This window comes from Kribbella pratensis (genome assembly GCF_004365355.1).
Taxonomy (GTDB): Bacteria; Actinomycetota; Actinomycetes; order Propionibacteriales; family Kribbellaceae; genus Kribbella.
Genome location: NZ_SODP01000004.1, coordinates 47093 through 71352, shown reverse-complemented (window position 1 = coordinate 71352; position 24260 = coordinate 47093). Strand labels below are relative to the sequence as shown.

22 protein-coding genes are annotated in these 24260 nt (G+C 68.8%); 15 read left to right on the top strand and 7 right to left on the bottom strand.

Translation table 11 applies throughout. From position 1 onward, the window contains the following. Positions 1–107 precede the first annotated feature (107 nt). The 3 genes from EV653_RS34700 to menD are packed head-to-tail and all read left to right on the top strand — an operon-like array spanning position 108 to position 3771. Positions 108–1211, top strand: coding sequence for an AMP-binding protein (locus EV653_RS34700; protein ID WP_134109599.1), 1104 nt, complete (start codon positions 108–110; stop codon positions 1209–1211). Further along, positions 1208–2134, top strand: coding sequence for an o-succinylbenzoate synthase (locus EV653_RS34695; RefSeq protein WP_134109597.1), 927 nt, complete (start codon positions 1208–1210; stop codon positions 2132–2134). The genes EV653_RS34700 and EV653_RS34695 overlap by 4 nt, the downstream gene beginning before the upstream one ends. Next, on the top strand, positions 2131–3771 hold the full coding sequence (menD, locus tag EV653_RS34690) for a 2-succinyl-5-enolpyruvyl-6-hydroxy-3-cyclohexene-1-carboxylic-acid synthase (protein ID WP_134109595.1): 1641 nt from the start codon (positions 2131–2133) through the stop codon (positions 3769–3771). The genes EV653_RS34695 and menD overlap by 4 nt, the downstream gene beginning before the upstream one ends. Here menD and mptB read toward each other — a convergent pair. Genes mptB through EV653_RS34670 form a run of 4 tightly spaced genes read right to left on the bottom strand, consistent with a single transcriptional unit; the run spans position 3758 to position 7655 of the window. After that, positions 3758–5182 (bottom strand): polyprenol phosphomannose-dependent alpha 1,6 mannosyltransferase MptB, encoded by a 1425-nt coding sequence (gene mptB / locus EV653_RS34685; RefSeq protein WP_238160657.1) that lies wholly within the window; start codon positions 5180–5182, stop codon positions 3758–3760. The two genes, menD and mptB, sit on opposite strands and share 14 nt — an antisense overlap. A gap of 51 nt (positions 5183–5233) precedes the next feature. Then, positions 5234–5998, bottom strand: a complete 765-nt coding sequence (locus EV653_RS34680; RefSeq protein ID WP_134109593.1) for an ABC transporter permease — start codon at positions 5996–5998, stop codon at positions 5234–5236. After that, positions 5995–6987, bottom strand: coding sequence for an ATP-binding cassette domain-containing protein (locus tag EV653_RS34675; RefSeq protein ID WP_134109591.1), 993 nt, complete (start codon positions 6985–6987; stop codon positions 5995–5997). Before EV653_RS34675 ends, EV653_RS34680 begins: the two co-directional genes overlap by 4 nt. Positions 6988–7019: 32 nt before the next feature. Next, entirely contained in the window at positions 7020–7655 is a 636-nt protein-coding gene (locus EV653_RS34670) for a PadR family transcriptional regulator (protein WP_134109589.1), read from the bottom strand. Positions 7656–7710: 55 nt separating this feature from the next. Here EV653_RS34670 and EV653_RS34665 point away from each other — a divergent pair, with 55 nt between their 5' ends. Next, positions 7711–8538 carry a GNAT family N-acetyltransferase gene (locus EV653_RS34665; RefSeq protein WP_134109587.1) on the top strand — a complete coding sequence of 276 codons (828 nt, stop codon included), beginning with the start codon at positions 7711–7713 and terminating at the stop codon, positions 8536–8538. 35 nt (positions 8539–8573) lie between these two features. On the opposite strand, the gene EV653_RS34660 is transcribed toward EV653_RS34665, so the two are convergent. Continuing rightward, positions 8574–11318, bottom strand: a complete 2745-nt coding sequence (locus EV653_RS34660) for a helix-turn-helix transcriptional regulator (RefSeq protein WP_134109585.1) — start codon at positions 11316–11318, stop codon at positions 8574–8576. Positions 11319–11455: 137 nt separating this feature from the next. On the opposite strand from EV653_RS34660, the gene EV653_RS34655 reads away from it, so the two are divergent. From EV653_RS34655 to EV653_RS34640, 4 genes are read left to right on the top strand one after another with little or no spacing between them, the layout of a single operon-like run. Further along, a complete protein-coding gene (locus EV653_RS34655) occupies positions 11456–11950 on the top strand; it encodes a (2Fe-2S)-binding protein (protein WP_134109583.1) in 495 nt (164 codons plus the stop codon). Continuing rightward, complete coding sequence (locus EV653_RS34650; RefSeq protein WP_134109581.1) at positions 11947–12939, top strand: FAD binding domain-containing protein; 993 nt, start codon at positions 11947–11949, stop codon at positions 12937–12939. Before EV653_RS34655 ends, EV653_RS34650 begins: the two co-directional genes overlap by 4 nt. Continuing rightward, complete coding sequence (locus EV653_RS34645; protein WP_134109579.1) at positions 12936–15185, top strand: xanthine dehydrogenase family protein molybdopterin-binding subunit; 2250 nt, start codon at positions 12936–12938, stop codon at positions 15183–15185. The genes EV653_RS34650 and EV653_RS34645 overlap by 4 nt, the downstream gene beginning before the upstream one ends. Beyond that, complete coding sequence (locus EV653_RS34640; RefSeq protein WP_134109577.1) at positions 15182–16321, top strand: hypothetical protein; 1140 nt, start codon at positions 15182–15184, stop codon at positions 16319–16321. Before EV653_RS34645 ends, EV653_RS34640 begins: the two co-directional genes overlap by 4 nt. On the opposite strand, the gene EV653_RS34635 is transcribed toward EV653_RS34640, so the two are convergent. Both EV653_RS34635 and EV653_RS34630 read right to left on the bottom strand, forming a co-directional pair. Continuing rightward, on the bottom strand, positions 16279–16896 hold the full coding sequence (locus EV653_RS34635; protein WP_134109575.1) for an MBL fold metallo-hydrolase: 618 nt from the start codon (positions 16894–16896) through the stop codon (positions 16279–16281). The genes EV653_RS34640 and EV653_RS34635 overlap by 43 nt on opposite strands. A gap of 1 nt (position 16897) precedes the next feature. Further along, positions 16898–18160, bottom strand: a complete 1263-nt coding sequence (locus EV653_RS34630; RefSeq protein ID WP_134109573.1) for an isochorismate synthase — start codon at positions 18158–18160, stop codon at positions 16898–16900. A 129-nt stretch (positions 18161–18289) separates the two neighbouring features. Between EV653_RS34630 and EV653_RS34625 the strand changes: the two genes are divergently transcribed. The 7 genes from EV653_RS34625 (at position 18290) to nuoE (ending at position 24260) form a co-directional block, all read left to right on the top strand. Then, positions 18290–19009, top strand: a complete 720-nt coding sequence (locus tag EV653_RS34625) for a demethylmenaquinone methyltransferase (RefSeq protein ID WP_134109571.1) — start codon at positions 18290–18292, stop codon at positions 19007–19009. Between the two features lie 153 nt (positions 19010–19162). Further along, positions 19163–20476, top strand: coding sequence for a geranylgeranyl reductase family protein (locus tag EV653_RS34620; RefSeq protein WP_134109569.1), 1314 nt, complete (start codon positions 19163–19165; stop codon positions 20474–20476). A gap of 107 nt (positions 20477–20583) precedes the next feature. After that, complete coding sequence (locus EV653_RS34615) at positions 20584–20943, top strand: NADH-quinone oxidoreductase subunit A (RefSeq protein WP_130441833.1); 360 nt, start codon at positions 20584–20586, stop codon at positions 20941–20943. A 1-nt stretch (position 20944) separates the two neighbouring features. Continuing rightward, positions 20945–21499, top strand: a complete 555-nt coding sequence (locus EV653_RS34610; protein ID WP_130441831.1) for a NuoB/complex I 20 kDa subunit family protein — start codon at positions 20945–20947, stop codon at positions 21497–21499. Further along, entirely contained in the window at positions 21496–22203 is a 708-nt protein-coding gene (locus EV653_RS34605) for an NADH-quinone oxidoreductase subunit C (protein WP_134109567.1), read from the top strand. Before EV653_RS34610 ends, EV653_RS34605 begins: the two co-directional genes overlap by 4 nt. Then, on the top strand, positions 22203–23540 hold the full coding sequence (locus EV653_RS34600) for an NADH-quinone oxidoreductase subunit D (RefSeq protein ID WP_134109565.1): 1338 nt from the start codon (positions 22203–22205) through the stop codon (positions 23538–23540). Before EV653_RS34605 ends, EV653_RS34600 begins: the two co-directional genes overlap by 1 nt. Continuing rightward, positions 23541–24260, top strand: coding sequence for an NADH-quinone oxidoreductase subunit NuoE (gene nuoE, locus EV653_RS34595; protein WP_134109563.1), 720 nt, complete (start codon positions 23541–23543; stop codon positions 24258–24260).

Below are 24260 nucleotides of genomic sequence, written 5' to 3'. Positions count from 1 at the left end.
ACCGTCGATTCTGTCAGCCGCGAGGCCGAACGTCGGCAGCGGGCCGGTCGGCGGATGGCCGAGCCGTGAGCGGGCGTCCGGGCGGCGGGCCGTACGCTCGGGGTGTTATGGCTACGTTGCGGCTGGTTTCGGGGACGCCGGATGAGGTGTTGGCGGCGCTTGCCGGTGTGCTGGACGGCAGCGGTACGCCGTTCGCGCCGCTGCCGGACGATGCGGCGGGGGCAGCCCGGGCCGAGCAGGCTGCGGCGCCGGACCGGCCGCTGGAGGACGGATGCGCTGTGGTGCTCACCACCTCGGGTTCCTCCGGTGAGCCGAAGGGTGTCCTGCTGTCCCGGGAAGCGCTGATCGCGTCCGCTCAGGCGACCCACGACCGTCTGGGCGGGCCGGGGCAGTGGTTGCTGCCGATGAAGCCGTACTTCGTCGGCGGGTTGCAGATCCTCACCCGGTCGCTCGTCGCGGGTACGACGCCGGTGCTGCTCGGGGAGACCTTCACGCAGAGCGCTGCCGCAATGACAGGCGCTCGCCGGTACACGGCGATGGTGCCGACCCAGCTGACGCGGTATCTGGAGACGGACGCGGACGCGCTGCGGTCGTTCGACGCGATCATCATCGGTGGGGCGTCGATGCCGGAGCCGTTGAGAGCGAAGGCGGCGGAGGCCGGCGTCACCGCGATTCCGGCGTACGGGATGACCGAGACCGGGAGCGGGTGCGTGTACGCCGGGGTGCCGCTGGACGGTACGTCGATCTTGCTCGACGACGAGCAGCGGATCCTGATCAAAGGGAGCACGCTGTTCTCCGGATACCGGTTGCGGCCGGAGTTGACGGCCGAGGTGCTGAAGGACGGGTGGTTCCGGACGCAAGACCGGGGCGAACTTGTGGACAGACGGCTGCGGGTCGTTGGCCGTGTCGACGATGTGGTGATCTCCGGTGGGGTGAACGTCACGCTGACCACGGTCCAGGCTCGGCTGCTCGAGCATCCGCAGGTCAAGGATGCTGTGGTGCTGGGCGTTCCGGACGCGGAGTGGGGGACCCGGGTCGTCGCGTTCGTGGTCGGGGAACCGGCTGCGATCGAGCGGAATGCGTTGCGGGACTGGGTGAGTGAGACTTTGCCTCGGGCCTGGGCTCCGCAGGACGTGATCAGGCTGGACGCGCTACCGATGCTTGCCTCAGGCAAGGTTGATCGCCAGGGCTTGCTGGAGGGTGTGCGGTGATCACGTACTCGATCGGACTGAAGAACAAGTTTCGTGGCATCACCGTCCGCGAGGGGATGCTGTTCGAAGGTCCGGCAGGGTGGGCGGAGTGGAGCCCGTTCCTGGACTACGACGACGCGACCTGTGTGTCCTGGTTGCGCGCCGCGCGCGAAGCCGCCGAGATCGGGTGGCCGGCGCCGGTGCGTGACCGTGTTCCCGTCAACTGCACCGTGCCCGCGCTCGGCCCCGAGAAGGCCGCGGAGATCGTGAGAGCAAGCGGCTGCGGTACGGCGAAGGTGAAGGTGGCCGAGCCGGGTCAGACACTGGCCGACGACATCGCGCGCGTAGAAGCAGTGCGCGACGCGATCGGCCCTGGACGCGTGCGGATCGATGCGAACGGCGCGTGGTCCGTCGACCAGGCAGTGCGGAGCCTCAAGGAGTTGCGGCGCTTCGACCTCGAGTACGTCGAGCAGCCGTCGGCGACCGTGGAGGAGCTGGCCGAGGTACGGCGGCGCACCGACGTACCGGTGGCGGCGGACGAGTCGATCCGGCGGGCCGAGGATCCCCTGCTGGTGAAGAAGCTCGACGCCGCGGACATCGCCGTACTGAAGGTGCAGCCGATCGGCGGAGTCCGCGCCTGCCTGGAGATCGCCGAGCAGATCGGGCTGCCGGTGGTCGTGTCATCGGCGTTGGAGACCTCGGTCGGGATTGCTGCGGGGGTGGCGTTGGCGGCGGCGTTGCCGGAGCTCCCTTATGCGTGTGGTTTGGCGACGGTGTCGATGTTCACATCCGAACTAGTTGCTGAGCCACTAGTGGCAGTCGACGGTTTCCTGCCGGTCAAGCGCGTTGTCCCGGATGCACAACTGCTGGAAGCGGCCCGTGCCGACGCGGAGCGGACCGAAGTGTGGGAAGAACGCCTTGAGCGAGTGAGGAGCGCGGGATGAACCCGTCCACGGCCTTTGCGACTGTGGTCGTCGATGAGCTGATCCGCAACGGCGTACGGGAAGCGGTGGTGTCACCGGGCTCCCGGAGCGCGCCGCTGGCCTTGGCGTTCGCCGAGGCGGATCGCAGCGGACGGCTCCGGCTACACGTACGGATCGATGAGCGTACGGCGGGTTTCCTTGCCATCGGCCTGATGCGCGGCACCGGTCTGCCGGTCCCGGTCGTCACCACGTCCGGTACGGCGGTGGCGAACCTGCACCCCGCCGTACTGGAGGCATCGCACAGTGGGCTCCCGCTGATCGTGCTCAGTGCGGACCGCCCGCCGGCACTCAGAGGTAGCGGCGCGAACCAGACGACCGACCAGATCAAGGTGTTCGGCTCTGCGGTCCGGCTGTTCCACGAGATGGGTACGCCGGTCCGCGAGATCGGGCAGGTCGCGTACTGGCGGTCCCAGGTCGCGCGGGCGATCGCCAACGCGACAGGTGCCCGGTCTGCTGACCCCGGGCCGGTGCAGCTCAACTGCCCGCTCAGTGAGCCGCTGGTGCCCACGGACGGACCGGAGTGGCCGGAGTTGTTGCAGGGCCGCAGCACGGGGCCGTGGACTGCAGTACATGCGGCCGCCGGGAAGCCGTCTGTCATTTCGCCAGGACCGAAGACGGTAGTGGTCGCAGGTGACGGCGCGTCGCAAGCCGCGCGGTTGGTGGCGGAGGCCGGCAAGTGGCCGCTGTTCGCGGAGCCGTCCAGCCGGGCGCGGACCGGCCCGTCTGTCATCTCGGCGTACCGCTTGTTGCTGCAGGCAAGCTCTCTGGGCGCGGAGATCGAACGGGTGCTGGTGTTCGGGCACCCGACGTTGTCCCGGCCGATCTCGAAGCTGCTGGCCCGGCCGGACGTGGAGCTGATCGTCGTCTCGCCGACCGGTCTGTGGCCGGACCCGGCCCGGCGCGCGAGGTCCGTCGTCACCGGGCTCGAGGTCAGCGACGCCGATGCGACCGACTGGCTCGAGCGGTGGCAGCACGCCGACCAGCTGGCCCGTCCGGAGATCGACAAGGTACTCGCGGAGAGCCTGAGCGGACCGCGCGTCGCGGCCCTCGTCGGTGAGGCAGCCGGCGCCGACGGCATGCTGGTCGTCGCCTCGTCGAACCCGATCCGCGATCTCGACCTCGCCCCGGTCGTCCCGATCCGCACGATCGCCAACCGCGGCCTGGCCGGCATCGACGGCACGATCTCGACGGCCGTCGGGGCGGCGCTGGCGAACGCGGGTCCGACGTACGCGCTGATCGGGGATCTCGCGTTCCTGCACGACAGCAACGGGCTCGTGATCGGGCCGGACGAACCTCGTCCTGATCTGCGGATCGTGGTCGTGAACGACAACGGCGGCGGCATCTTCTCCACGCTGGAGCAGGGCGATCCGACGCACGCCACGCATTTCGAGCGGGTCTTCGGTACGCCGCACAACGTGGACCTCGGCGCACTGTGCGGCGCGACGGGTACGCCGTACACGAGCGTCGAAACGGTCGACGAGCTGCGTGCTGCGCTGACGCCGACAGTGGCCGGCCTGGACGTCGTCGAGGTGAAGGTCGCGCGCGACGGTCACCGCCCGCTGGGTGAGGCGATGGTGGCCGCACTCAAACAGCTGTAACCGGGACCTTCGTCGTCTTCCGCGCCGGGTGCATGGTGCGGAGGTGGTTGAGCAGCGGCAGCGCCGCGGCGATCACCAGCGCGGTCGTGGTCAGGATCGGGATCGTCGCTCCGCGCAGTGACGAGTTCAGCGGCGCGGCGATCGTGAAGATCAGACTGACCGCCGTCATGATCATCGTCAGCTTCCGGCCGGGTCTCGCGACGGCCAGGAACGGCAGGCACCACAGGAAGTACCAGTCGTGCGCGCTCGGACCCAGCACGACCACTACGAGCAGTGCGATGCCGACTGCCCGTGCTGCGTAGTGGATCGACGACCGGAGACTCAGCACTGCGATCAGTCCGAGCGCAGCGACCATTCCGACCAGCCGGACGATCTGGAGTGCCTGTGCGGCCGCAGTGTCCTCACCTAGCCAGCCGAGTATGCCGGACGCCGCCATGCCGATCAGATTGGCGATGGAGAACGGTGACCGGACCAGTCCGGGCACGTCGAGCGCACCGAACCACCCAGAGCCCACACCGGTCAGCGCTCCGATCGTGAACAGCGTCAGCACCGACACAGCGCCTGCGATCGCCAGACTGGCGAACCTGAGCAGCCGTCCGGCGAGTGGGCTCATCACTGCGGCGATAGCGATCACCACGAGTCCACCTGGCAGTTTCACCGCTGCTGCGGCGCCCGCGATGACAGCCCCCGTACCCCACCGGCCGGTCAGCGCCACTGCGAACGCGCTGCAGGCCAGTCCGATCATCAGTACGTCGTTGTGTGCCGCACCGATGCCATGGGTGATCAGCATCGGGTTCAGCACGACCAGCCAGGTGGCGAAGGCCGGGTCGACACGACATGCGGTGGCCAGGCGCGGTACAGCCCAGGCGATGAGCACTATGCCCAGTACGGCGAGGAGGCGGTGCGCCAGCATCAGCGTGTACGGGTTCATGGTCAGGTGCGCGACCAGTCCGCCGTACGCGAGCGGCAACGGCCCGTACGGCGCAGGTGTCTGCATCCACATCGGATCGACTGCCTCGACGATGTGGCCGGACAGTACGCCGGGGCCCACGTCGTACGGGTTGTAGCCGTTGGCGACGAGTGCGCCCTGCGCTGCGTAGCTCCAGGCGTCGCGGCTGAACAGCGGCGGGGCCAGCAGCAGCGGTGCGCTCCAGTACGCCGTCATGCGGAGCAGCGGGAGCCGTTCGCCGGCCATCACCCGGCGGCCAACGGTCAGCCAGGCCCAGGCCATCAGCCCGAGCCCAGCGACCATGAATGTCAGACCGACCATCCGGCCGAGCAGCGAGTGGCGGAGATCGCCGGTGACCGGCAGGCTGGCGACCCAGGAGGACTGGGGCACCACCGAGGTCACCAGGCTGGCCAGAGCAACGACGACAGAGCCGACCAGCCCACGGACCATCGGCGAACGCATACGCGAAACCCTAGTTGCTCTGAGCGACCACCAAATGAACAGTGCCTAGCCTCAGGCGGACTCCTTACGGAAAGTGCGCGCTCCGACGGTCAGACCGATCACCGTGAGCAGCACGACCCAGAACAGGCCCCACATCGACGCCGAGCTGCTGATGTCGCCACGGAACAGCGCGCGTACGCCGTTGACGACGTGCTTGAGCGGACTGATGTCGGACAGCCGCTGCAGCCAGGTCGGGCCGATCTGCATCGGCAGGAGGATGCCGGACAGCAGCAGCAACGGCATGGCGATGCCGTTGAGCAGCGGGGCCAGCGCGTCCTCGCTCTTGGTGATCAGCGCGACGGAGTACGACAGCGAGGCGAACGTCGCGCCGAGGAGGGCGACGATCACGAGTGAGAGCAGTACGCCGCCCCACGGAGCACGCAGGCCGAGCGGGAGCGCGGCGAGCAGTAGCAGGATCGACTGGACGACGAGGACGACGACATCACGCAGCACGCGGCCTGCCATCAAGGCCATCCGGGACGCCGGGGTGACACGGTCGGCCTCGATCACGCCGGCGCGGTACTCCGCGATCAGGCCGAAGCCGACGAACATCGCCCCGAACATGCCGAGCTGGACGATCAGGCCCGGGATGAACACCTGGTAGGCGTTCGTGGCCTGGCCCTGGCTGATCTGCGCGGTGAGCGGCTTGAGGAGCGGGCCGAACAGGAACAGGTACAGCAGCGGCTGGCTGAGCATCAGGATCGACCACATCGGGTTGCGCAGCGACAGCCGCATCTGCCGGTGGAACACGATCCAGGTCTCACGCAGGACGGTCATGCGACGGCCTCTTCCTTCTCGTCGATAGGGGCGGCGGTGTGCTCGTCGCGCAGCGAGCGGCCGGTCATGGTCAGGAACACGTCGTCGAGGGTCGGGCGATGTACTTCGACACCGTGCAACTCGATGCCCTGGGCATCGATCGAGCGGAGCAGGCCGGGCAGCACCGAGCCGCCGCGCTGGATGCGGAAACCGACCACGTCGGCGTCGGTCTCGACCTCCACGGCGCCGTCGAGCTCTTGGACGATCTTCATCACCGTAGGCGCTTGCGAGTTGTCGGCGAGACTCAAACGGACCGCGTCGCCGGAGACCTGCTGCTTCAGGTTCTCCGGGGTGCCGGAGGCAACGATCTTGCCGTGGTCGATGACCAGGATCCGGTCGCAGAGCGCGTCCGCCTCGTCCAGGTAGTGCGTGGTGAGGAAGATCGTCGCGCCCCGGTCGCGGAGGCCGCGGATGTGCTCCCACAGGTTCGCGCGGGCCTGCGGGTCGAGGCCGGTCGTCGGCTCGTCGAGGAAGATCAGCTTCGGGTCGTGGATCAGGCCCATCACGATGTCCAGCCGCCGGCGCTGGCCGCCGGACAGCGTCTTGCACTGCCGGCGCCAGAGGCCGGGCAGGTCGAACTCCTCGAACAGCCGCTGCCCGTCCGCGGACGCCTTCGCTTTCGGTACGCCGTACAGCCGGGCGTGATCGACGACCTCGTCGCCGGCGATCGCCTCGGGCAGCGTGGAACCGCTCTGCGGTACGTAGCCGATGCCGCGACGTACGCCGACCGGGTCCTTCGCGAGATCACAACCGGCCACCGTCGCGCTCCCGCTGGTCGGCTTGATCAGGGTCGCCAGCATCCGCATCGTCGTTGTCTTACCGGCGCCGTTCGGTCCGAGAAAGCCGACGATCTCCCCGTCGGCCACATCCAGGTCAACACCCTGCACGGCTTGCACGGGCCCCCGCTTGGTCTTGAAGGTCCGCACCAGCCCACGAGCTTCGATCATCATGCGAGCCAGTGTGACTAATCAACTTTGACTAGTCAACGTTGATTAGCGGGCGGATCGGGGATCTCGCCCCAGTGCGTGACCATGCCGGGGTAAGGCTCCCAGTCGGCCGGTTCGCCGGCGAAGGCGTAGTCGCCGGCCCTCACGCGTTCGTGGAACTGGCGGGTCCACTCGAGCTCGCCGCGGTCGCGCGCGGTGGTGATGCGGAACATCTCGACGACGTGGTTGGGCGTGCCGGGGTCCTCGCGGATCTGGCGTTCGGAGTACGGGCCGGATTTCAGCCAAGCCTCCAGCTGGGAGATGCGAGCCTCGAGGGCATCGACGACCTCGTCGCGGCGGAGCGACCACATGAAGGCCAGGGCGGCCTGCATCTTGTCGGGGTGGAAGCCGTCTACGGTCCACAGCATGCCGCGCAGGAGCGAGAAGTACTCCGTTTCGCCGTCGGTCGTCAGCTTGTACGACGTCCGGCCCGGGCGATGTGCCCCGTCCTGCTCCAGCTCGAGCAGGTACCCGTGCTTGGCGAGCGTCCGCAACCCGGTGTAGATCGAGCCGGGGTTGATGTTCGCCCAGGCCTGCACGTTCCACGTCATCAGCTCGCGGCGCAGCTGGTACCCGTACGCCGGCTGGAAGATCCGCACGACGCCGAGCAGCAACAACCGCGTGGTGGACATGGTCGCAGTGTAAATCCGACGACCCGCAACCGTCTCCAGGCGTACGATCCGGGCCATGGATGTCCGGGTGACGAGCGATCCGCAGGCGTTCGAGCAGACCGTGTTCCCTTTCCTGCAACAGGATCCGGTGCTGCACACGATCATCATGAGCAACGTCCACGAGCGCGCGAACGGTACGGCGCGGGCCGAGTCCGAGCCGTCGTACTTCGTCTCCGTGCACGATCCGGACGTGATCGGCGTCGCGATGCGTACGCCGGGCCGCGGCGTCTATCTCGGCGCGCTGCCGGAGGAGCTCGCCGAACCGATCGCCGACGCGTACGCCGACGTACTGCCCGAGCTCCCCGGTGTTGCGGGCCATCGTCCGGCGGCGCACAAGTTCGCGCAGCGGTGGGTCGAGCGGGGCGGCGGAAGCCTGACCGAGACGCGCGGCACCCGACTGCACAAACTGATCGATTTCACGCCGCTCTCGGCGGACGGCGGAACGCCGCGCCCGATGAACGCCGACGAGGTGGACCTGGTCGCGGCCTGGGGCAAGGACGGTTTCGTGGAAGAGCTGTCCACCGGCCACCACGAGTGGGCCGCTGGCCGGCTGGCGGACGGGACGATGTGGATGTGGGAGGTCGACGGCGAGGCGGTGAGCATGGTCGGCTACCACCTCCCGCTCTTCGGGGTCTGCCGGGTCGGTCCGGTCTACACGCCGCCGGAGCACCGACGTCACGGGTACGCCGGCGCGCTGACCAGTCACGTCTCCGCGTTGATCCTTGCCGACGGCAACCAAGCGTGCCTGTACACGGAGCTGGCCAACCCCACCTCCAACAAGATCTACCACCAGGCCGGCTACCGCCCGGTGGCCGACTTCGTCGACGTGGACTTCAGCGCATGATCCCCCGAACCACCAGTGATCCGCTGCGCTGACCGTCAGGGGTGTGGGCGCAGGTCGTGGCGGGAGGTGATGCCGAGCTTGGCGTAGATGTTGCCGAGGTGGTATTCGACGGTGCGGGGGCTCAGGAACAGCCGGCTGCCGATCTCGGGGTTGGACAAACCATCGCCGGCCAGGCGGGCGATCTGGCTTTCGCGGGCCGTCAGCCGGGTGGTCGTGGCGGGAGTGCGTTTGCGGGCGGTTTCGCCGGTGGCGACGAGTTCCCGGCGGGCGCGTTCGGCGAAGGCTTCGGCTCCCATCCCGGTGAACAGGTCGTGGGCGGTGTGGAGTTGTTCGCGGGCGTCCTGGCGGCGGCGTTGCCGGCGCAGCCATTCGCCGTACAGGAGGATGGCGCGGGCGAGTTCGGTGCGGACCCGCGTCCTGGCGAGTCGCTCGATCGCCTCACGGTAGAGGGGTTCTGCCGACCGGTCGTCGCTGACGAGTGCGCGCGACCGGGCCTCGATCCCGAGCGCCCATTCGGTACCGCTCGCGCTGGTCATCGCCGTGAGCCAGTCCAGCGTTTCCTTCGCCGCCTCGGGTTGCCCGCTGCGGACAGCCGCCTCGACGAACTCGGTCGCGGCCCAGCTCATCGCGCCCGGAGTCGGCGCCAAGGGAGGGTTCACCTGGCCGAGTGCACGGTGCGCGGCAGCCATCGCCTCGCGGTAGCGGCCATGGCCATTGCTCAGTACCGCCGTCGCCCGTTCGGCGACGGCGACCCCGATGCCCTCGCCCCGGTGGGTCGCGTCAGGAATGGTCGTTTCGATCCGCGTGGACACCTCGGCGGTCGCACCGCGCAGCGCGGCAACGGCGAGTCCGGCGTACGGCGACGGGTTGCTGCCGGTCGCCTCGGTCACGGTCTGGATCTCGTCGACGAGTGCCCCCGCGGCACCGAGTTCGCCGGCGAACAGCAGGAGGTACGCGCGCATGCTGAGCGCGAGCGGCAGCTCACTCAAAGCGCCGGTCGTGCGGGCGAGCTCGAGGTACCGGGCGGACAGCCGATCCCAGCGCCCGTCGTCCCACACATGCAGAGCGGCCTCGCACGCCAGCCACGACCAGCGCAGTTCCTCCGGGGCGGACATATCGTCGCCGAACGAGGTCACGGCTCGCCGCAACAGCGGCAGGCCGTCCGCGTAGCCCTCGGTGAAATTGGCGGCCAGGCCGGCCAGGAGGAGATCCGGTGAGGTGGGCTCTTGCGGTCGGGGCGTCGTACTGGCAGCCCGCGCCACGGCCAGGGTGTTGCCATCCGGACCGGCCAGCCGGCCCGCGAACATGGCAGCCGTCAGTGCGTCCAGGTACGTCTCACGGGACAGCACGGTGTCGATCGGCTCGAGGCGCTTCGCGGCCTTGAGCAGCAGCGGCGCGGCGCCTCGGCCCCGGTTGGTGGCGAAGGCGACCTGCGCGCGGAGGAGGTCGACGCGAGCCTGCTGCAATTCGCTGAGCGGTCCCGCTTCGGCCATCAGCAGCAGGTCCAGCGTGGCATCGAACGCTCCGGCCCGGCTCTTCGTCTGCGCCGCGGCCAGCGCCCGGCCGGCCCGCTGTGCCGGATCGATGCTCAGTCGCGCGGAGCGCTCGAGGAACGCGGCGGCCGCGGCCAGGCCGCCGCGGGCCTGGGCGCGGCCGGCGGACTGTTCCAGTTCCGCGGCGACGGTGTCGTCGGGGCCACTCGCCGCGTGGGCGAGATGCCAGGCCCGGCGGTCCGCGTCGCGCGCCGGATCGGTGACCTCGGCCAGCGCACGGTGCGCCTCCTGGCGTTCCTCCGGCGTCGCCTCCCGATGGATCGCCGAGCGCACCAGCGGATGCCGGAAGGTGATCCGCTCGTGGAACTGCACCAGGCCGGCGAACTCGGCTGGATCGACCGTGTCGACGGCGATGCCCAGACGCTGCGCGGCACGGCGTACCAGGGTCGCGTCCCCGGCCGGTTCGACCGCGGCGATCAGGAGCAGCCGGCGGGTGTCGGACGGCAACGGTGCGAGCCGGCGCTGGAAGGAGCCTTCGATCCGATGGGTGAGTTGCTGTGCGTCGGGCAAGCCGAAGCCACCGGCCAGTTCGGCGTAGCTGAGGTCCTGCGGTAGTTCCAGAAGCGCCAGTGGGTTCCCGCGAGTCTCGGCCAGGATGCGGTCGCGGACCCGCTCGTCGATGGGTCCGGGGATCGCCGCGCTGAGCAGCTCTCGTGCGTGGTGTGCCGGGAGGCCGCCGAGGTCGAGCCGGGGTACGCCGGAGAACGGCCCGGCGTCGGCCGAGTCGCGGAGGGCGAAGACCAGGGCGACGGACTCGTGCATCAGCCGCCGGGCCACGAACGTGAGAGTTTGTGCCGAGGTGTCGTCGAGCCATTGCGCGTCGTCGACGACGCAGAGCAGCGGGTCGTCGGTCGCGGCGTCGGCCAGCAGGCTGAGGACGGCCAGGCCGACCAGGAAGCGATCCGGTGGCGGACACGTTCGAAGACCGAAGGCGGTGCCGAGCGCCTCAGCCTGTGGGGACGGAATGTGGTCGAGGCGGTGCACGAGCGCTGCGCACAACTGGTGCAGGCCGCCGAAGGCGAACTCGGCTTCGGCCTGTATGCCGGCCGCACGGATGACCCGGCACTTGGACGCCTCGCCGACCAGATACTCGAGCAACGCCGACTTGCCGATCCCCGCCTCCCCGCGGATCACTAGGGCCTGGCTCAGGCCGCTCCGGACGTGATCGAGGAGCTCGTCGAGCTGCCGGCGCTCGGCGAACCGATCAACCAGCCGATCGACCAGCATGGTCTGAAAATAGACCGGTTCGACCCCCGGGACCATGACTCCCGGTCCGGTGATCGAACCCCGGGACTCCCGGATACGAATGGCGAGACGACGCGGAAGGCTTCGGATCACCACGAGTAGCGGAGGTACGTCGCGCCATGACAACTGTCGAAGCAGCAGCGACCGAGGTGCCGCTCCGGATCAACGGCCGGCAGCACGTCGTCGTACTCGAGCCGCGCGTCAGTCTGCTCGACGCGTTGCGTGAGCACCTCGATCTGACCGGTAGCAAGAAGGGGTGCGACCAAGGGACGTGCGGGTCGTGCACGGTGTGGATCGACGGCCGCCGGGTGCTCGCCTGCCTGACGCTGGCGGCCGCCGCTTCGGGGCACGACATCGTCACGATCGAAGGGCTCGCCGACGGCGACCAGTTGCATCCGATGCAGCGAGCGTTCATCGAGTACGACGCCTTCCAGTGCGGTTACTGCACGTCCGGCCAGATCATGTCCGCGATCAAGGTGATCGAAGAGGGCAACGCCGCCACCGATGAAGACATCAGCGAGTTCATGAGCGGCAACATCTGCCGGTGTGCGGCGTACCCGAACATCCGGGCGGCCATCCGGCACGTCCGCGACGAGGCGGGAGGAAGGCCATGAGGCCCCTCACCTACAGCCGGGCCGCGGACGTACAGGACGCGATCGCGCTGGCGACGGCGAACCAGGCAAGCGCGTTCCTCGCGGGTGGGACCACCGAGGTCGATCTGATCCGGGCCGGCATCTCCCACTCCGAGCATCTCGTGGACATCAACGAGTTGCCGCTGCGTGGAGTCGAGGACCTACCCGACGGCGGCTTGCACATCGGTGCCCTCGCGCGGATGAGCGACGTCGCGCGTACGCCGAGTGTCGTCGAGCGCTACCCGGCGATCTCCCGGGCCTTGCTGCTCGGAGCCTCGGAGCAGCTGCGCAACATGGCGTCGTTGGGCGGCAATCTCCGCCAGCGCACCCGCTGTGCCTACCTGCGCGACGGCGTCTCGCCATGCAACAAGCGTGAGCTCGGGTCCGGCTGCGCGGCGCTCGACGGATTCAACAGAGGGCACGCGATCCTCGGCACGAGTGAGCACTGCATCGCCACGCATCCCTCCGATGTCGCCGTTGCGCTGGTGGCGTTCGACGCCGTCATCCGGACGGTCGGGCCGGACGGCGAGCGCGCGATCCCGTTCGACGACTTCTTCCTGCTGCCCGGCGACACACCGCAGCTCGAGCATCCGATCGCTCTGGGTGAGCTCATCGTCGGGATCGACGTACCCGGTGCGCCGATCGGCCGCGGCTCGGTCTATCTCAAGTTCCGCGACCGGCAGTCGTACGAGTTCGCCCTGGTATCGGTCGCCGCCGCGATCGAGGTCGACGACAACCTGGTCACAGGCGTGCGGATCGCCATGGGCGGTGTCGGTACCAAGCCCTGGCGGGCGCGCCGGGCCGAGGCCGCACTCGTCGGAAGGCCGGCGAACGAGACGTCGTTTCGGCAGGCTGCCGCGGCCGAGCTGGCGGAGGCCGTCGTACGGGAGCACAACGCGTTCAAGGTCGAGCTAGCCCAGCGGGCGATGGTGCGGGGCCTCGTCCACAGCTTGAACAGGAGCCAGTCATGAGCGCCGTCGGTACGCCGGTCACGCGGGTGGACGGCCCGGCCAAGGTCACCGGCGCGGCGAAGTACTCCGCCGAGATCGGTCTGCCCGGGATGACCTATCTGGCCGTCGTCGGGGCCACCATCGCCAGCGGGCGGGTGACGGCGATCGACGCCGAGGCGGCGCGGGCCGCCGAGGGCGTGCTCGCCGTACTCACCCCGGAGGATCTGCCGAAGATCGCGGCCGAGCCCCATCTGTTGCCGTCCCTGGTCGGCGGCCCCGCTCCGGGCGAGAGCTTCTTCCCGATGCAGGACGACGTCGTCCAGTACGCCGGACAGCCGGTCGCACTCGTGGTCGCGGAGGAGTACGAACAGGCGCAGCACGCTGCCTCGTTGGTGCGGATCTCGTACCAACCGACCAAGTCGATCACCACGATCGACGAGGGCCGCGACCAGGCTTACGAAGCGGAGCGGCTCTTCGGCGGCCTGATGCCGGCGCGCAGCGAGCGCGGCGACGTGGAGGCCGGACTGGCCGCAGCGGACGTGCGGGTCGAGGTGGCCTACAAGATGGCGGCCAACCACCACAACCCGATCGAAGCTCCGTCGACGGTGGCGACCTGGGACGGCGGCAACCTGACGCTGTACGAGTCGACCCAGGGCATCCGCGCCACTCAGCAGACCGTGGCCCTCCTGCTCGGTCTGCCGATCGCCCGCGTCCGGGTCATCACCCGGTTCGTGGGCGGCGGGTTCGGCGCCAAGGCAATGGTGTGGCCGAATGTGACGCTGACCGCGATGGCGTCGCGGTACGTCGGCCGGCCGGTGAAGCTGATGCTCACCCGGCCACAGATGTTCACCTCCAACGGGCACCGTGAGGAACAGGAGCAGCGGATCGCGATCGGTGCCACGCGGGACGGGCAGCTGACCGCGATCCGGCACGAGAAGCTGTCGATCACCTCGCCGTTCGACGACTGGGCCGAACCGGCGACCGGCGTCTCGTCCCAGCTCTACGGCTGCGAGAACTATCTCGGTATCCACCGGCTGATCAAGGGCAACACGATGACGCCGACGTTCACCCGCGGCCCGGGCGAGTCGCTCGGCGTCTTCACGCTCGAGACCGCGATGGACGAGCTCGCCTCTCACCTGGCCATCGACCCGGTCGAGCTGAGGCTGCGCAACCACACGCCGGTCGACCCGTTCGGCCATCCCTGGTCCAGTGACGGGCTGGTGGAGTGCCTTCGCCTCGGCGCCGAGCGGTTCGGGTGGTCCGACCGGAACCCTGCCCCACGGACGACGCGTGACGGCGAGTGGTTGATCGGCACCGGCGTGGCGGCTGCGGCGTACCCGATCGCGTTCTTCATGCCGCCGCAGCGTGCGCGGGCCCGGATCTTCGCCGACGGCAGCGCGATCGTGCAGACCTCGACCCAGGAGTTCGGCACCGGCGTGCTCACGATGGCCACGCAGGTCGGCGCCGACGCCCTCGGCGTCGCCCTGCGCGATATGGAGTTCCAGGCCGGCGACAGCGACCTGCCGAACAGTACGGCGGCCGTCGGCTCGGCCGGTGCCGGCATGGTCAGCTCCGCGGTCCACGCGGCCGGCACGGCGCTGCGCGAGCAGCTGATCGCGTTGGCCGTCGGCGATGAACAATCTGCCCTGCACGGAGCCGCACCAGCTTCGGTGAAGGTGGCCGACGGGCACCTGACGTCCGCCGAACGTCCTGGCGCGGTCGACACCTATCGGGAGCTGCTGTCGCGCAACCACATGTCCGACGCCGAGGCGCTCGGCACCTGGCGGCCACCGCCCCTGGACACACCGCACGGGCTGCTCACGTTCGGCGCCCAGTTCGCCGAGGTCGCGGTCGATCCCGAGCTGGGCCTGGTTCGCGTGCGCCGGCTGAACGGCGCGTTCGCGCCGGGGCGCGTGCTCAACCCGCTGCTGGCCCACAGCCAGTTGATGGGCGGCATGTTGTGGGGGATGAGCCAGGCGCTCCTCGAAGGCAATCACATGGATCCCCGCTACGGCCGGTGGGCGGAGACGAACCTGGCCGAGTACCTGGTGCCGGTCAATGCCGACGCGCCCGAGGTCAGGGTCGACTTCGTTGACGTGGACGACGAACTGGTCGGTCCGCTCGGCGCCAAGGGTGTGGGCGAGATCGGTCAGGTCGGTGTCGCGGCCGCCATCGCGAACGCGGTGTTCCACGCGACCGGCCGGCGGATCCGCAGTCTGCCGATGGCGCCGGAGTTGGTGATGGATCCCGCCGCCGACGGGCAATGAGCGACAGTGGGCCGACGGGCTCCGCGGTGCCCGCCGGCCGGTCCCGGCTGCCGGAACGACCACCCCTCTCGCAACCACGCACTACTGGTTCGCGGTCGTCCCGGCAGCCCGCGCTCGGCCTGCTCGGCCTGTTGCTCGTCGTCCCGATCGCGGTGCTGCTGGCGATCGGTGCTGGGGGCAACGGTTCGACCCGCCTCCTCGCACCGCTGGTGACGTTCTCCCTGCCACTCGTCGTGATGATCGCCTTCTGGTGGGAGGATTGGCCGGGCACCCAGCTACGCAGCAGTTGGTCCGGCTGGGCCGATACGGTGCTCATCGTTGCGGGTGCGATCGCCCTGACGGCCGTCGGTCAGACTCTGGCCGGCCGTCTCGATCCCGTGGCCCTGTTCGATCCTTCGCCCGGTCCAGGCCACGTACCCACGTTCCCCGCGACCATGCCGCTCGCCGGGCTGGCCTTCGTTGCCACGCTGGAGATCACGCTCGTCGGTGAGGGCTGGCCGTTCCGGCGCCTGCACCCGCTGGTCGCCGGTCCGATCGTGGTCCTGATCGCGTGGGCCATTGCGATTACCGGCTATCTGACCGTCGTACAAGTCGAGCCGCCGGCTGGTTCGGATGTGATCGCGCGGGACGGGCCGGTGCCAGGCGCCGTACTCGGCGCGGTGCTTGTCCTGATCGGCGCCTGGCAGGTGCTCTGTTTCGTCGTCTGGCGCGGGTGGCCGTTCGCGACCGTCGCGAGTCGGGCGGTTCGCCTCACGATCGCCCATGTGACGGTCATCGGCGGCGGGATCGTCAGCTACCTCGTACTGCGTCAACTGCTGGAGCTGACTCCTTCGCGCATCGCCGCGCTCAGTGGCTGCTTCATCGCCGCCGGCCTGTTGATCGGCATGCTGTTCGAGGGTTGGCTCAGCAATCGCGCGGCCCTGTTGGTGATCACACTGACGCTGACGGCCGTATCAGCGGTGGCCTTGCAGGCGACCGCCGGCGCGATGCATCTGACGCACAGCGCCGCGGACGACTGGGTCGGCCACGCCACCCTCAACGCCCTCGCGGTCTCCATCATCCTGCACGTGGCGATCGGGCGCCGCTGGCCCTTTCAGTCGATCTCGGTGGACTCGCCCGGGGCAAGGCCGAGGTAGGGCCGGTCGTCGGCGTTGAGGAAGCGGGAGAACATGCTCTGGCCGATCGGGCTGAGCAGGGCGTCGTGGATGCCGACGGTCTGCTGGGACTTGATCGAGCGGGCGTACTCGACGGCCGGCGGGAGCGCGAACCACGGGCCGGAGATCGGCACGAGGTTGGTGTGTACGGCGCGATCGGGCTGCGTGAACGAGTCGCCCGGGTGGTACACGGCGTCGTCGACGAGGAAGCCGATGTTCTCGCACGGCACGCCCCACTCGGGCAGGATCACCGCGTGGTCCTTGCCATAGGCACTCACCGAGAAACCCGCGGCCTCGAACGACTGCCCGCCCTCGACCACATGGACGCGCTCGCCCAGCGCAGTCAGTTGCGCGGCGACGCCGGCGTTCGTGTAAACGGGTACGTCGAGCGCCGCGACCCGGTCGACGTCCAGGTGATCCTGGTGCTCGTGCGTGACGAGGATCGCGTCCGCCTTCTCGAAGGCGGCGTCCTCACTGAACGATCCGGGATCGATCAGCAGAACCTTGCCGTCCTTCTCCAACCGAACACAAGCATGGGTGAACTTGGTGAGCTTCAACTCAATCTCCTAGCGCGTCTCTCATCGGTACCAGCTTGGCGTTCGTTTCGGCCAGTTCGGCGTCCGGGTTGGAGCCGGCGACGATCCCGGCCCCGGCGAACAAGCGCATGCGGCGCGGGTTCTCCGGGTCGGCCTGGCCACATCGAAGCGCGATGCACCACTCGCCGTCACCGGCAGCGTCCATCCATCCGACCGGCCCGCTGAAGCGTCCGCGTTGCATGCCCTCGATCTCACCGATCAGGTCGCGCGCGACAGGCGTAGGCGTACCGCAGATCGCCGCGGAAGGGTGCAGCGCTGCAGCCAGACCCAGAGCGGACGCGCCGTTGTTCGCGACGCCGGCGACGTCAGTCGCGAGGTGCATCACGTTCGGCAGGTGGAGGACGAACGGCGTCTCGGGCACGTTCATCGACTTGCAGTGCGGCTCGAGCGCGTCGGCGACCGACCGGACGGCGTACTCGTGCTCTTCGAGGTCCTTGGACGACCGGGCCAACGACGCGGCCAGTGCCAGGTCGTGCGCGTCGTCCCCGGTACGGCGGATCGTGCCGGCGAGCACGCGCGACGTGATCAGGCCCTTCTCCCGGCGTACGAGCAGCTCCGGCGTCGCGCCGATGAGGCCGTCGACGGAGAACGTCCAGCAGTTCGGGTACGACGTGGCGAGCCGGTGCAGCGGCCAGCGCAGATCGATCGGCTGCGCCGCGATCGCGATCAGGTCGCGGGCGAGCACCACCTTGTCGAGCTCGCCGCCGGTGATCCGGCGTACGGCCTCCGCGACGATGCTCGACCAGTCGGTTCCGGTCCGGGCGCCGTCCGCGAACGTCACGTCGTACACCGGGGACGGCTTGTGGGTGACCAGCTCGGGTGCTGCGGCCAGTGAGCTGGCCGGCGAGACCGTGGTCACCCAGGTGGTGCCGGCGCGACGGCCGACGATGATTTCGGGGACGACCAGAATGCTCGGGTCCTGGTCGGTGAAGCCGAACGATCCGAAGCAGACCAGTCCGGACCCCGGTACGCCGACGTCGTCGCGCACCACCGCCGCCGACGTGAGCTCCTGCCACCAGCGCATCGCGTCCTGGAAGCGGTTGCCACCGGCAACATCAAGCCGGGCGGCAACGCCCCAGCCGACGTGGCCGTCGCCCCGCCGGACCCAGGCGAGTCCCCCTTCGGCGGGCAGATGGTCCAGCAGGTGCGCGGACACATCGTCGACCACCTGGCTGCGGACCACCAGGCGCGGAGCCTGGTGGCGAACCGGCTCAGACAAACTCACGGGACCACTCCTCGCACGCGCTGCGGCCCCGGGGTGCGGCGGCCGGACGGCTCCCAAGAGATGTACTCACGAGATGCAAGCGTATGCCTGCCCACCGGCGGACCGCCTCACCCGTGATGAACTAGACAGGTGACGAAGGCAGACCTGAGTAAAGAACCGCATGCCGTGGCGGCCATGTTCGACAACGTGGCCGAGGGGTACGACCGGACCAACGCGGTCGCGACGATGGGTCTGGAGAAGCACTACTGGCGACCGGAGACCTTCAAGGAGATCGCACCGCGGAAGGGGATGAAGATCCTCGACCTGGCCGCCGGGACCGGTGCGTCGAGCATCAACCTCCGCGAGGCCGGCGCCGAGGTGGTGTCGTGCGACTTCTCGGTCGGCATGCTCCGGGTGGGCAAGCGCCGGCACCCCGAACTCGACTTGATCGCCGGTGACGCGCTCCGCCTCCCGTTCACCGACGACACCTTCGACGTGGTGACGATCTCGTGGGCGCTGCGGAACGTGAACGACGTCACGGTCGCGCTGAAGGAGATGCTCCGGGTGACCCGCCCCGGCGGGCGACTGGTCGTACTCGAGCAGTCACATCCGACCTGGAAGCCGTTCCGGGTCGTGTACCTCGAGTACATGATGCGCGCCGTACCGGCCGTCGCGAAGGTGGTCTCGAGCAACCCCGAGGCGTACGAGTACCTGGCCGAGTCCACCCGCGCGTGGCTCCCGCAGGAACCCCTGGCCCGGACCATCCAGGAGGCGGGCTGGACCCACGTCCAGTGGCGCAACCTGACCGGCGGCCTGGTCGCCATCCATCGCGGAGTGAAGCCGTCCCGGAGCAAAAGCACGGCCGTTTAATTACGCAACGGAACTTAAGCGTAATTTGCTTGCCTGCAAGGGGGTTGGGGCGAGTTTCGTGTCCGCGTCAGGCAGTCCTAGACTGTCAAGTGACGAGTGCTCGTGAAGCGATTCACGAGCGCACCAGCCCCCTCAGCCAGGCCAGGAATCGAGATGAGCCAGAGCGTGCCGAGCGCGCAGCAGGTGGAGACCGCCGATGTGATCGTCGTCGGAGCCGGGCCCGCCGGATCAGCGGCGGCGTACCACCTGGCGAACGCCGGACTCGACGTACTGCTGCTGGAGAAGACCGCGTTCCCGCGGGAGAAGGTGTGCGGTGACGGGCTCACCCCGCGCGGCACCAAGCAGCTGATCAACATGGGCATCGACATCTCCGAAGAGGCCGGCTGGATCCGCAACTACGGTCTGCGGATCCAGGGCGCCGGGCACCAGCTGCAGCTCGACTGGCCGGACCTGTCCAGCCACCCGAACTACGGCCTGACCCGCAACCGGATGGACTTCGACGACATGCTGGCCCGGCAGGCCGTGAAGGCCGGGGCGCGGCTGCGGGAGCGGACCAACGTCGGGGCCCCGATCCTCGACGACCGCGGCTTCATCGTCGGCGTCACCGCGAAGCCGGTCGACGACAACGGCCGCCGGGCCGGCGCCGACATCGAGTTCCGGGCGCCACTGGTGATGGCGGCCGACGGCAACTCGTCCCGGCTGAGCATCGCGATGGGCATCCACAAGCGCGACGACCGGCCAATGGGTGTCGCCGTGCGGACGTACTTCACCAGCCCGCGGACCGACGACGACTACCTCGAGTCCTGGCTGGAGCTGTGGGCCGACGACCCGAAGCAGCCCGGCGGCCGGGTGCTGCTGCCCGGGTACGGCTGGATCTTCGGGATGGGCGACGGCACGGTCAACGTCGGCCTCGGCATCCTGAACACCTCCGAGGCGTTCGGCAAGGTCGACTACGCCGACCTGCTGAAGCAGTGGCTGAAGGTCACGCCGGACGAGTGGCAGTTCCGCGACGAGTTCCAGACCATCCCGATCCGCGGCGCGGCGCTGCCGATGGGCTTCAACCGGCAGCCGCACTACACCCGCGGCCTGATGCTGCTCGGCGACGCCGGCGGCATGGTCAACCCGTTCAACGGCGAGGGCATCCCGTACGCGATGGAGTCCGGGGCGTTCGCCGCCGAGGTCGCCGCCCAGGCACTGCGCCGGCAGCCGAATCAGCGCGAACGCGCGCTGACGGCGTACCCGAAGGCGCTGAAGCAGGAGTACGGCGGCTACTACACGCTCGGCCGGATCTTCGTGAAGCTGATCGGAAATCCGGAGGTGATGCGGCTGTGCACGAAGTACGGTCTGCCGCGCACCACGCTGATGAAGTTCACCTTGAAGTTGCTCGCGAACCTCACCGACCCGCGCGACGGGGACGTGATGGACAAGATCATCAACGGTCTCACGAAGCTCGCCCCGGCAGCCTGACCGGCGGGGCGAGTGAGCCGAGCCACAGCGGTACTGATAACACAGTCCTGGTAACTGGGCTGACCCGATCGACTGAATCAACCGGCTGAAGGAGGGAGCACCCAGCGATGCACCCCTACACACCGATTCTCGCTCTTGGTGTGCTCGCGGCGCTCTTCGTCGCAGGCAGCATCACCGTGAGCGCGCTGGTCGGCCCGAAGCGCTACAACCGGGCCAAGCTGGACTCCTACGAGTGCGGCATCGAGCCGACCCCACAGCCGGTCGGCGGTGGGCGCTTCCCGGTGAAGTACTACATCACCGCGATGCTGTTCATCGTTTTCGACATCGAGATCGTCTTCCTCTACCCCTGGGCCGTCGCCTTCGACCAGATGGCGCTGTTCGGGCTGATCGAGATGGTCATTTTCATCGTCACCGTCTTCATCGCGTACTCCTACGTATGGCGTCGTGGCGGACTGGAGTGGGACTGACATGGGTCTTGAAGAACAGCTTCCTGCCGGCGTACTGCTGAGCACGGTCGAAGGCCTGCTGGGCTATATGCGCAAGGCGTCGTTGTGGCCGGCAACCTTCGGGCTGGCGTGCTGCGCGATCGAGATGATGACGACCGGCGCGCCGCGGTACGACGCCGCCCGGTTCGGCATGGAGGTCTTCCGGGCGTCGCCGCGGCAGGCCGACCTGATGATCGTGGCCGGCCGGGTGAGCCAGAAGATGGCCCCGGTGCTGCGCCAGATCTACGACCAGATGCCCGGCCCGAAGTGGGTGCTGGCGATGGGCGTGTGCGCGTCGTCGGGCGGCATGTTCAACAACTACGCGGTCGTCCAGGGCGTGGACCACGTCGTACCGGTCGACATGTACCTGCCCGGCTGCCCGCCGCGGCCGGAGATGCTGCTGGACGCGTTCCTGAAGATCCACGACCAGATCCAGCACATGAAGCTCGGCGCGCACAAGAAGGCGCTGCAGACCGAGCAGGAGGCCGCGGCCCTGGTCGCCGCGCCGACGATCGAGATGAAGGGCTTGCTCCGATGAGCGACACCCAACCGGAGAACCTGCCGGCGACGTCGGCCGCCAGCGACGCGCAGACGCCGCAGGCCGAGGTCATCGAGCAGCGCGAGGGCATGTTCGGTGTCCGCGGTACCGGTGACACCTCGGGGTTCGGCCGGCTGAAGCGCCAGATCGCGTTGCCGGGCAGTACGCCGAAGCCGTACGGCTCCTGGTTCGACGGCGCCGTCGACCGCCTCGAAGGGCTGGTCGGTGACGGCGCGATCGAGAAGGTCGTCGTCGACCGCAACGAGCTGACCCTGCACATCAAGCGCGAGCACCTGGTCGAGGTCTGCCGGCACCTGCGCGACGACGAGGCACTGCGGTTCGAGTTCTGCTCCGGTGTCAGCGGGGTGCACTACCCCGAGGAGACCGGCCGCGAGCTGCACGCCGTCTACCACTTCCTGTCGATCACCCACAACCGCCGGATCCGGCTGGAGGTGTCGGTGCCGGACGCGGACCCGCACGTCCCGTCGATCGTCTCGGTCTACCCGGCCAACGACTGGCACGAGCGGGAGACCTGGGACTTCTTCGGCATCGTCTTCGACGGACACCCGGCGCTGACCCGGATCCAGATGCCCGACGACTGGCCGGGTCACCCGCAGCGCAAGGACTACCCGCTCGGCGGTATCGATGTCGAGTACAAGGGCGCTGTCATCCCACCGCCCGACACGCGGAGGTCGTACAACTAATGACCACAACAGACCCGTACGCGACCACCCGGGACACCACCGAGGGCAAGGTCTTCACGGTCACCGGCCAGGACTGGGACTCGGTCGTGTCCGGTCTCGGTGACGAGCCGGAAGAGCACGTCGTCGTCAACATGGGCCCGCAGCACCCGTCCACGCACGGCGTGCTCCGGCTGATCCTCGAGCTCGAGGGCGAGTCGGTGACCGAGGCCCGCTGCGGCATCGGCTACCTGCACACCGGTATCGAGAAGAACATGGAGTTCCGCTCCTGGGTGCAGGGCGTCACGTTCGTCACCCGGATGGACTACCTGTCGCCGTTCTACAACGAGGCCGCCTACTGCCTCGCGGTCGAGAAGCTGCTCGGGATCGAGGACGAGATCCCGGACAAGGCCAATGTGATGCGGGTGCTCCTGATGGAGCTCAACCGGATCAGCAGCCACCTGGTCTGCATCGCCACCGGCGGTATGGAGATCGGCGCGCTGACCGTGATGACGATCGGCTTCCGCGAGCGTGAGAAGACCCTGGACCTGTTCGAGCTGATCACCGGCCTGCGGATGAACCACGCGTTCATCCGGCCGGGCGGTGTCGCGCAGGACCTGCCGCCGGGTGCGCTGGACAAGATCCGTGAGTACATCACCTGGATGAACAAGCACCTCAAGGAGTACGCCGAGCTCTGCAACGCCAACCCGATCTTCAAGGCGCGGCTGCAGAACGTCGGCTACCTCGACCTGGCCGGCTGCATGGCACTCGGCATCTCGGGCCCGACGGTGCGTTCGACCGGTTACGCGCTGGACCTGCGCAAGAGCCAGCCGTACTGCGGTTACGAGACCTACGACTTCGACGTACCGACCTGGGACAGCTCGGACTCGTACGGCCGGTTCCGCGTCCGGCTGCAGGAGATGCACGAGTCGCTGAAGATCGTCGAGCAGTGCGCCGACCGGCTGGAGAAGATGGAAGGCCAGCCGGTGATGGTGGCCGACAAGAAGATCGGCTGGCCGAGCCAGCTGGCCGTCGGCGCCGACGGGATGGGCAACTCGCTCGACCACATCAAGCACATCATGGGCGAGTCGATGGAAGCGCTGATCCACCACTTCAAGCTGGTCACCGAGGGCTTCCGGGTCCCGGCCGGCCAGGCCTACGTGGCGATCGAGTCGCCGCGCGGCGAGCTCGGCGCGCACGTCGTCTCCGACGGCGGCACCAAGCCGTACCGGGTGCACTTCCGTGACCCGTCCTTCGCAAACCTGCAGGCGATGCCGATCATGTGCGAGGGCGGCCAGGTCGCCGACGTGATCGTCGCCGTCGCCAGCCTTGACCCGGTGATGGGTGGAGTGGACCGCTAAATGGCCGAGAACCACACGACTGCTACCGATACGCCGGTGCCCTACAGCACCGGCGACTCGAAGATCACCGACGCCACGATCGCGGAGATGCGCGAGATCATGGCGCGGTACCCGCAGGCCCAGTCGGCGCTGCTGCCGATGCTGCACCTGGTGCAGTCGGTCGAGGGCCGGGTCACCCCGGAAGGCATCGAGGTCTGCGCCGAGCTGCTCGGGCTGACCGGCGCCGAGGTGTCGGCGGTGGCGACCTTCTACACGATGTACAAGCGCCGCCCGGTCGGCGACTACCACGTCGGCGTCTGCACCAACACGCTGTGCGCGGTGATGGGCGGCGACCTGATCTTCGACCGGCTCAAGCAGCACCTCGACGTCGGCAACGACGAGACGACCGAGGACGGCAAGATCACCCTCGAGCACATCGAGTGCAACGCCGCCTGCGACTATGCGCCGGTGATGACGGTGAACTGGGAGTTCTTCGACGACATGACGCCGGAGTCGGCCACCCAGTTGGTCGATGACCTGCGCGAGGGCACCGAGGTCAAGTCGCCGCGCGGCGCCACGATCTGCACCTGGCGCGAGGCCGAGCGCGTGCTGGCCGGCTTCTCCGACGGTCGCGCCGACGAGGGCCCGACCGGCGGCAAGGCCTCGCTGGCCGGTCTCCGGCTCGCCCGCGAGCGGAACTGGACCGCCCCGAACGGCTCCGACACCCCGAAGGAGGGCTGA

Bases quoted from the DNA above. Each gene is read 5' to 3' on its own strand.
- menD (WP_134109595.1), top strand. From the start codon at position 2,131: ATGAACCCGTCCACGGCCTTTGCGACTGTGGTCGTCGATGAGCTGATC.
- EV653_RS34620 (WP_134109569.1), top strand. From the start codon at position 19,163: ATGAGCCAGAGCGTGCCGAGCGCGCAGCAGGTGGAGACCGCCGATGTG.
- EV653_RS34645 (WP_134109579.1), top strand. From the start codon at position 12,936: ATGAGCGCCGTCGGTACGCCGGTCACGCGGGTGGACGGCCCGGCCAAG.
- EV653_RS34605 (WP_134109567.1), top strand. From the start codon at position 21,496: ATGAGCGACACCCAACCGGAGAACCTGCCGGCGACGTCGGCCGCCAGC.
- EV653_RS34660 (WP_134109585.1), bottom strand. From the start codon at position 11,318: ATGCTGGTCGATCGGCTGGTTGATCGGTTCGCCGAGCGCCGGCAGCTC.
- nuoE (WP_134109563.1), top strand. From the start codon at position 23,541: ATGGCCGAGAACCACACGACTGCTACCGATACGCCGGTGCCCTACAGC.
- mptB (WP_238160657.1), bottom strand. From the start codon at position 5,182: ATGCGTTCGCCGATGGTCCGTGGGCTGGTCGGCTCTGTCGTCGTTGCT.
- EV653_RS34600 (WP_134109565.1), top strand. From the start codon at position 22,203: ATGACCACAACAGACCCGTACGCGACCACCCGGGACACCACCGAGGGC.
- EV653_RS34700 (WP_134109599.1), top strand. From the start codon at position 108: ATGGCTACGTTGCGGCTGGTTTCGGGGACGCCGGATGAGGTGTTGGCG.
- EV653_RS34640 (WP_134109577.1), top strand. From the start codon at position 15,182: ATGAGCGACAGTGGGCCGACGGGCTCCGCGGTGCCCGCCGGCCGGTCC.
- EV653_RS34610 (WP_130441831.1), top strand. From the start codon at position 20,945: ATGGGTCTTGAAGAACAGCTTCCTGCCGGCGTACTGCTGAGCACGGTC.
- EV653_RS34680 (WP_134109593.1), bottom strand. From the start codon at position 5,998: ATGACCGTCCTGCGTGAGACCTGGATCGTGTTCCACCGGCAGATGCGG.
- EV653_RS34655 (WP_134109583.1), top strand. From the start codon at position 11,456: ATGACAACTGTCGAAGCAGCAGCGACCGAGGTGCCGCTCCGGATCAAC.
- EV653_RS34670 (WP_134109589.1), bottom strand. From the start codon at position 7,655: ATGTCCACCACGCGGTTGTTGCTGCTCGGCGTCGTGCGGATCTTCCAG.
- EV653_RS34615 (WP_130441833.1), top strand. From the start codon at position 20,584: ATGCACCCCTACACACCGATTCTCGCTCTTGGTGTGCTCGCGGCGCTC.
- EV653_RS34650 (WP_134109581.1), top strand. From the start codon at position 11,947: ATGAGGCCCCTCACCTACAGCCGGGCCGCGGACGTACAGGACGCGATC.
- EV653_RS34675 (WP_134109591.1), bottom strand. From the start codon at position 6,987: ATGATGATCGAAGCTCGTGGGCTGGTGCGGACCTTCAAGACCAAGCGG.
- EV653_RS34665 (WP_134109587.1), top strand. From the start codon at position 7,711: ATGGATGTCCGGGTGACGAGCGATCCGCAGGCGTTCGAGCAGACCGTG.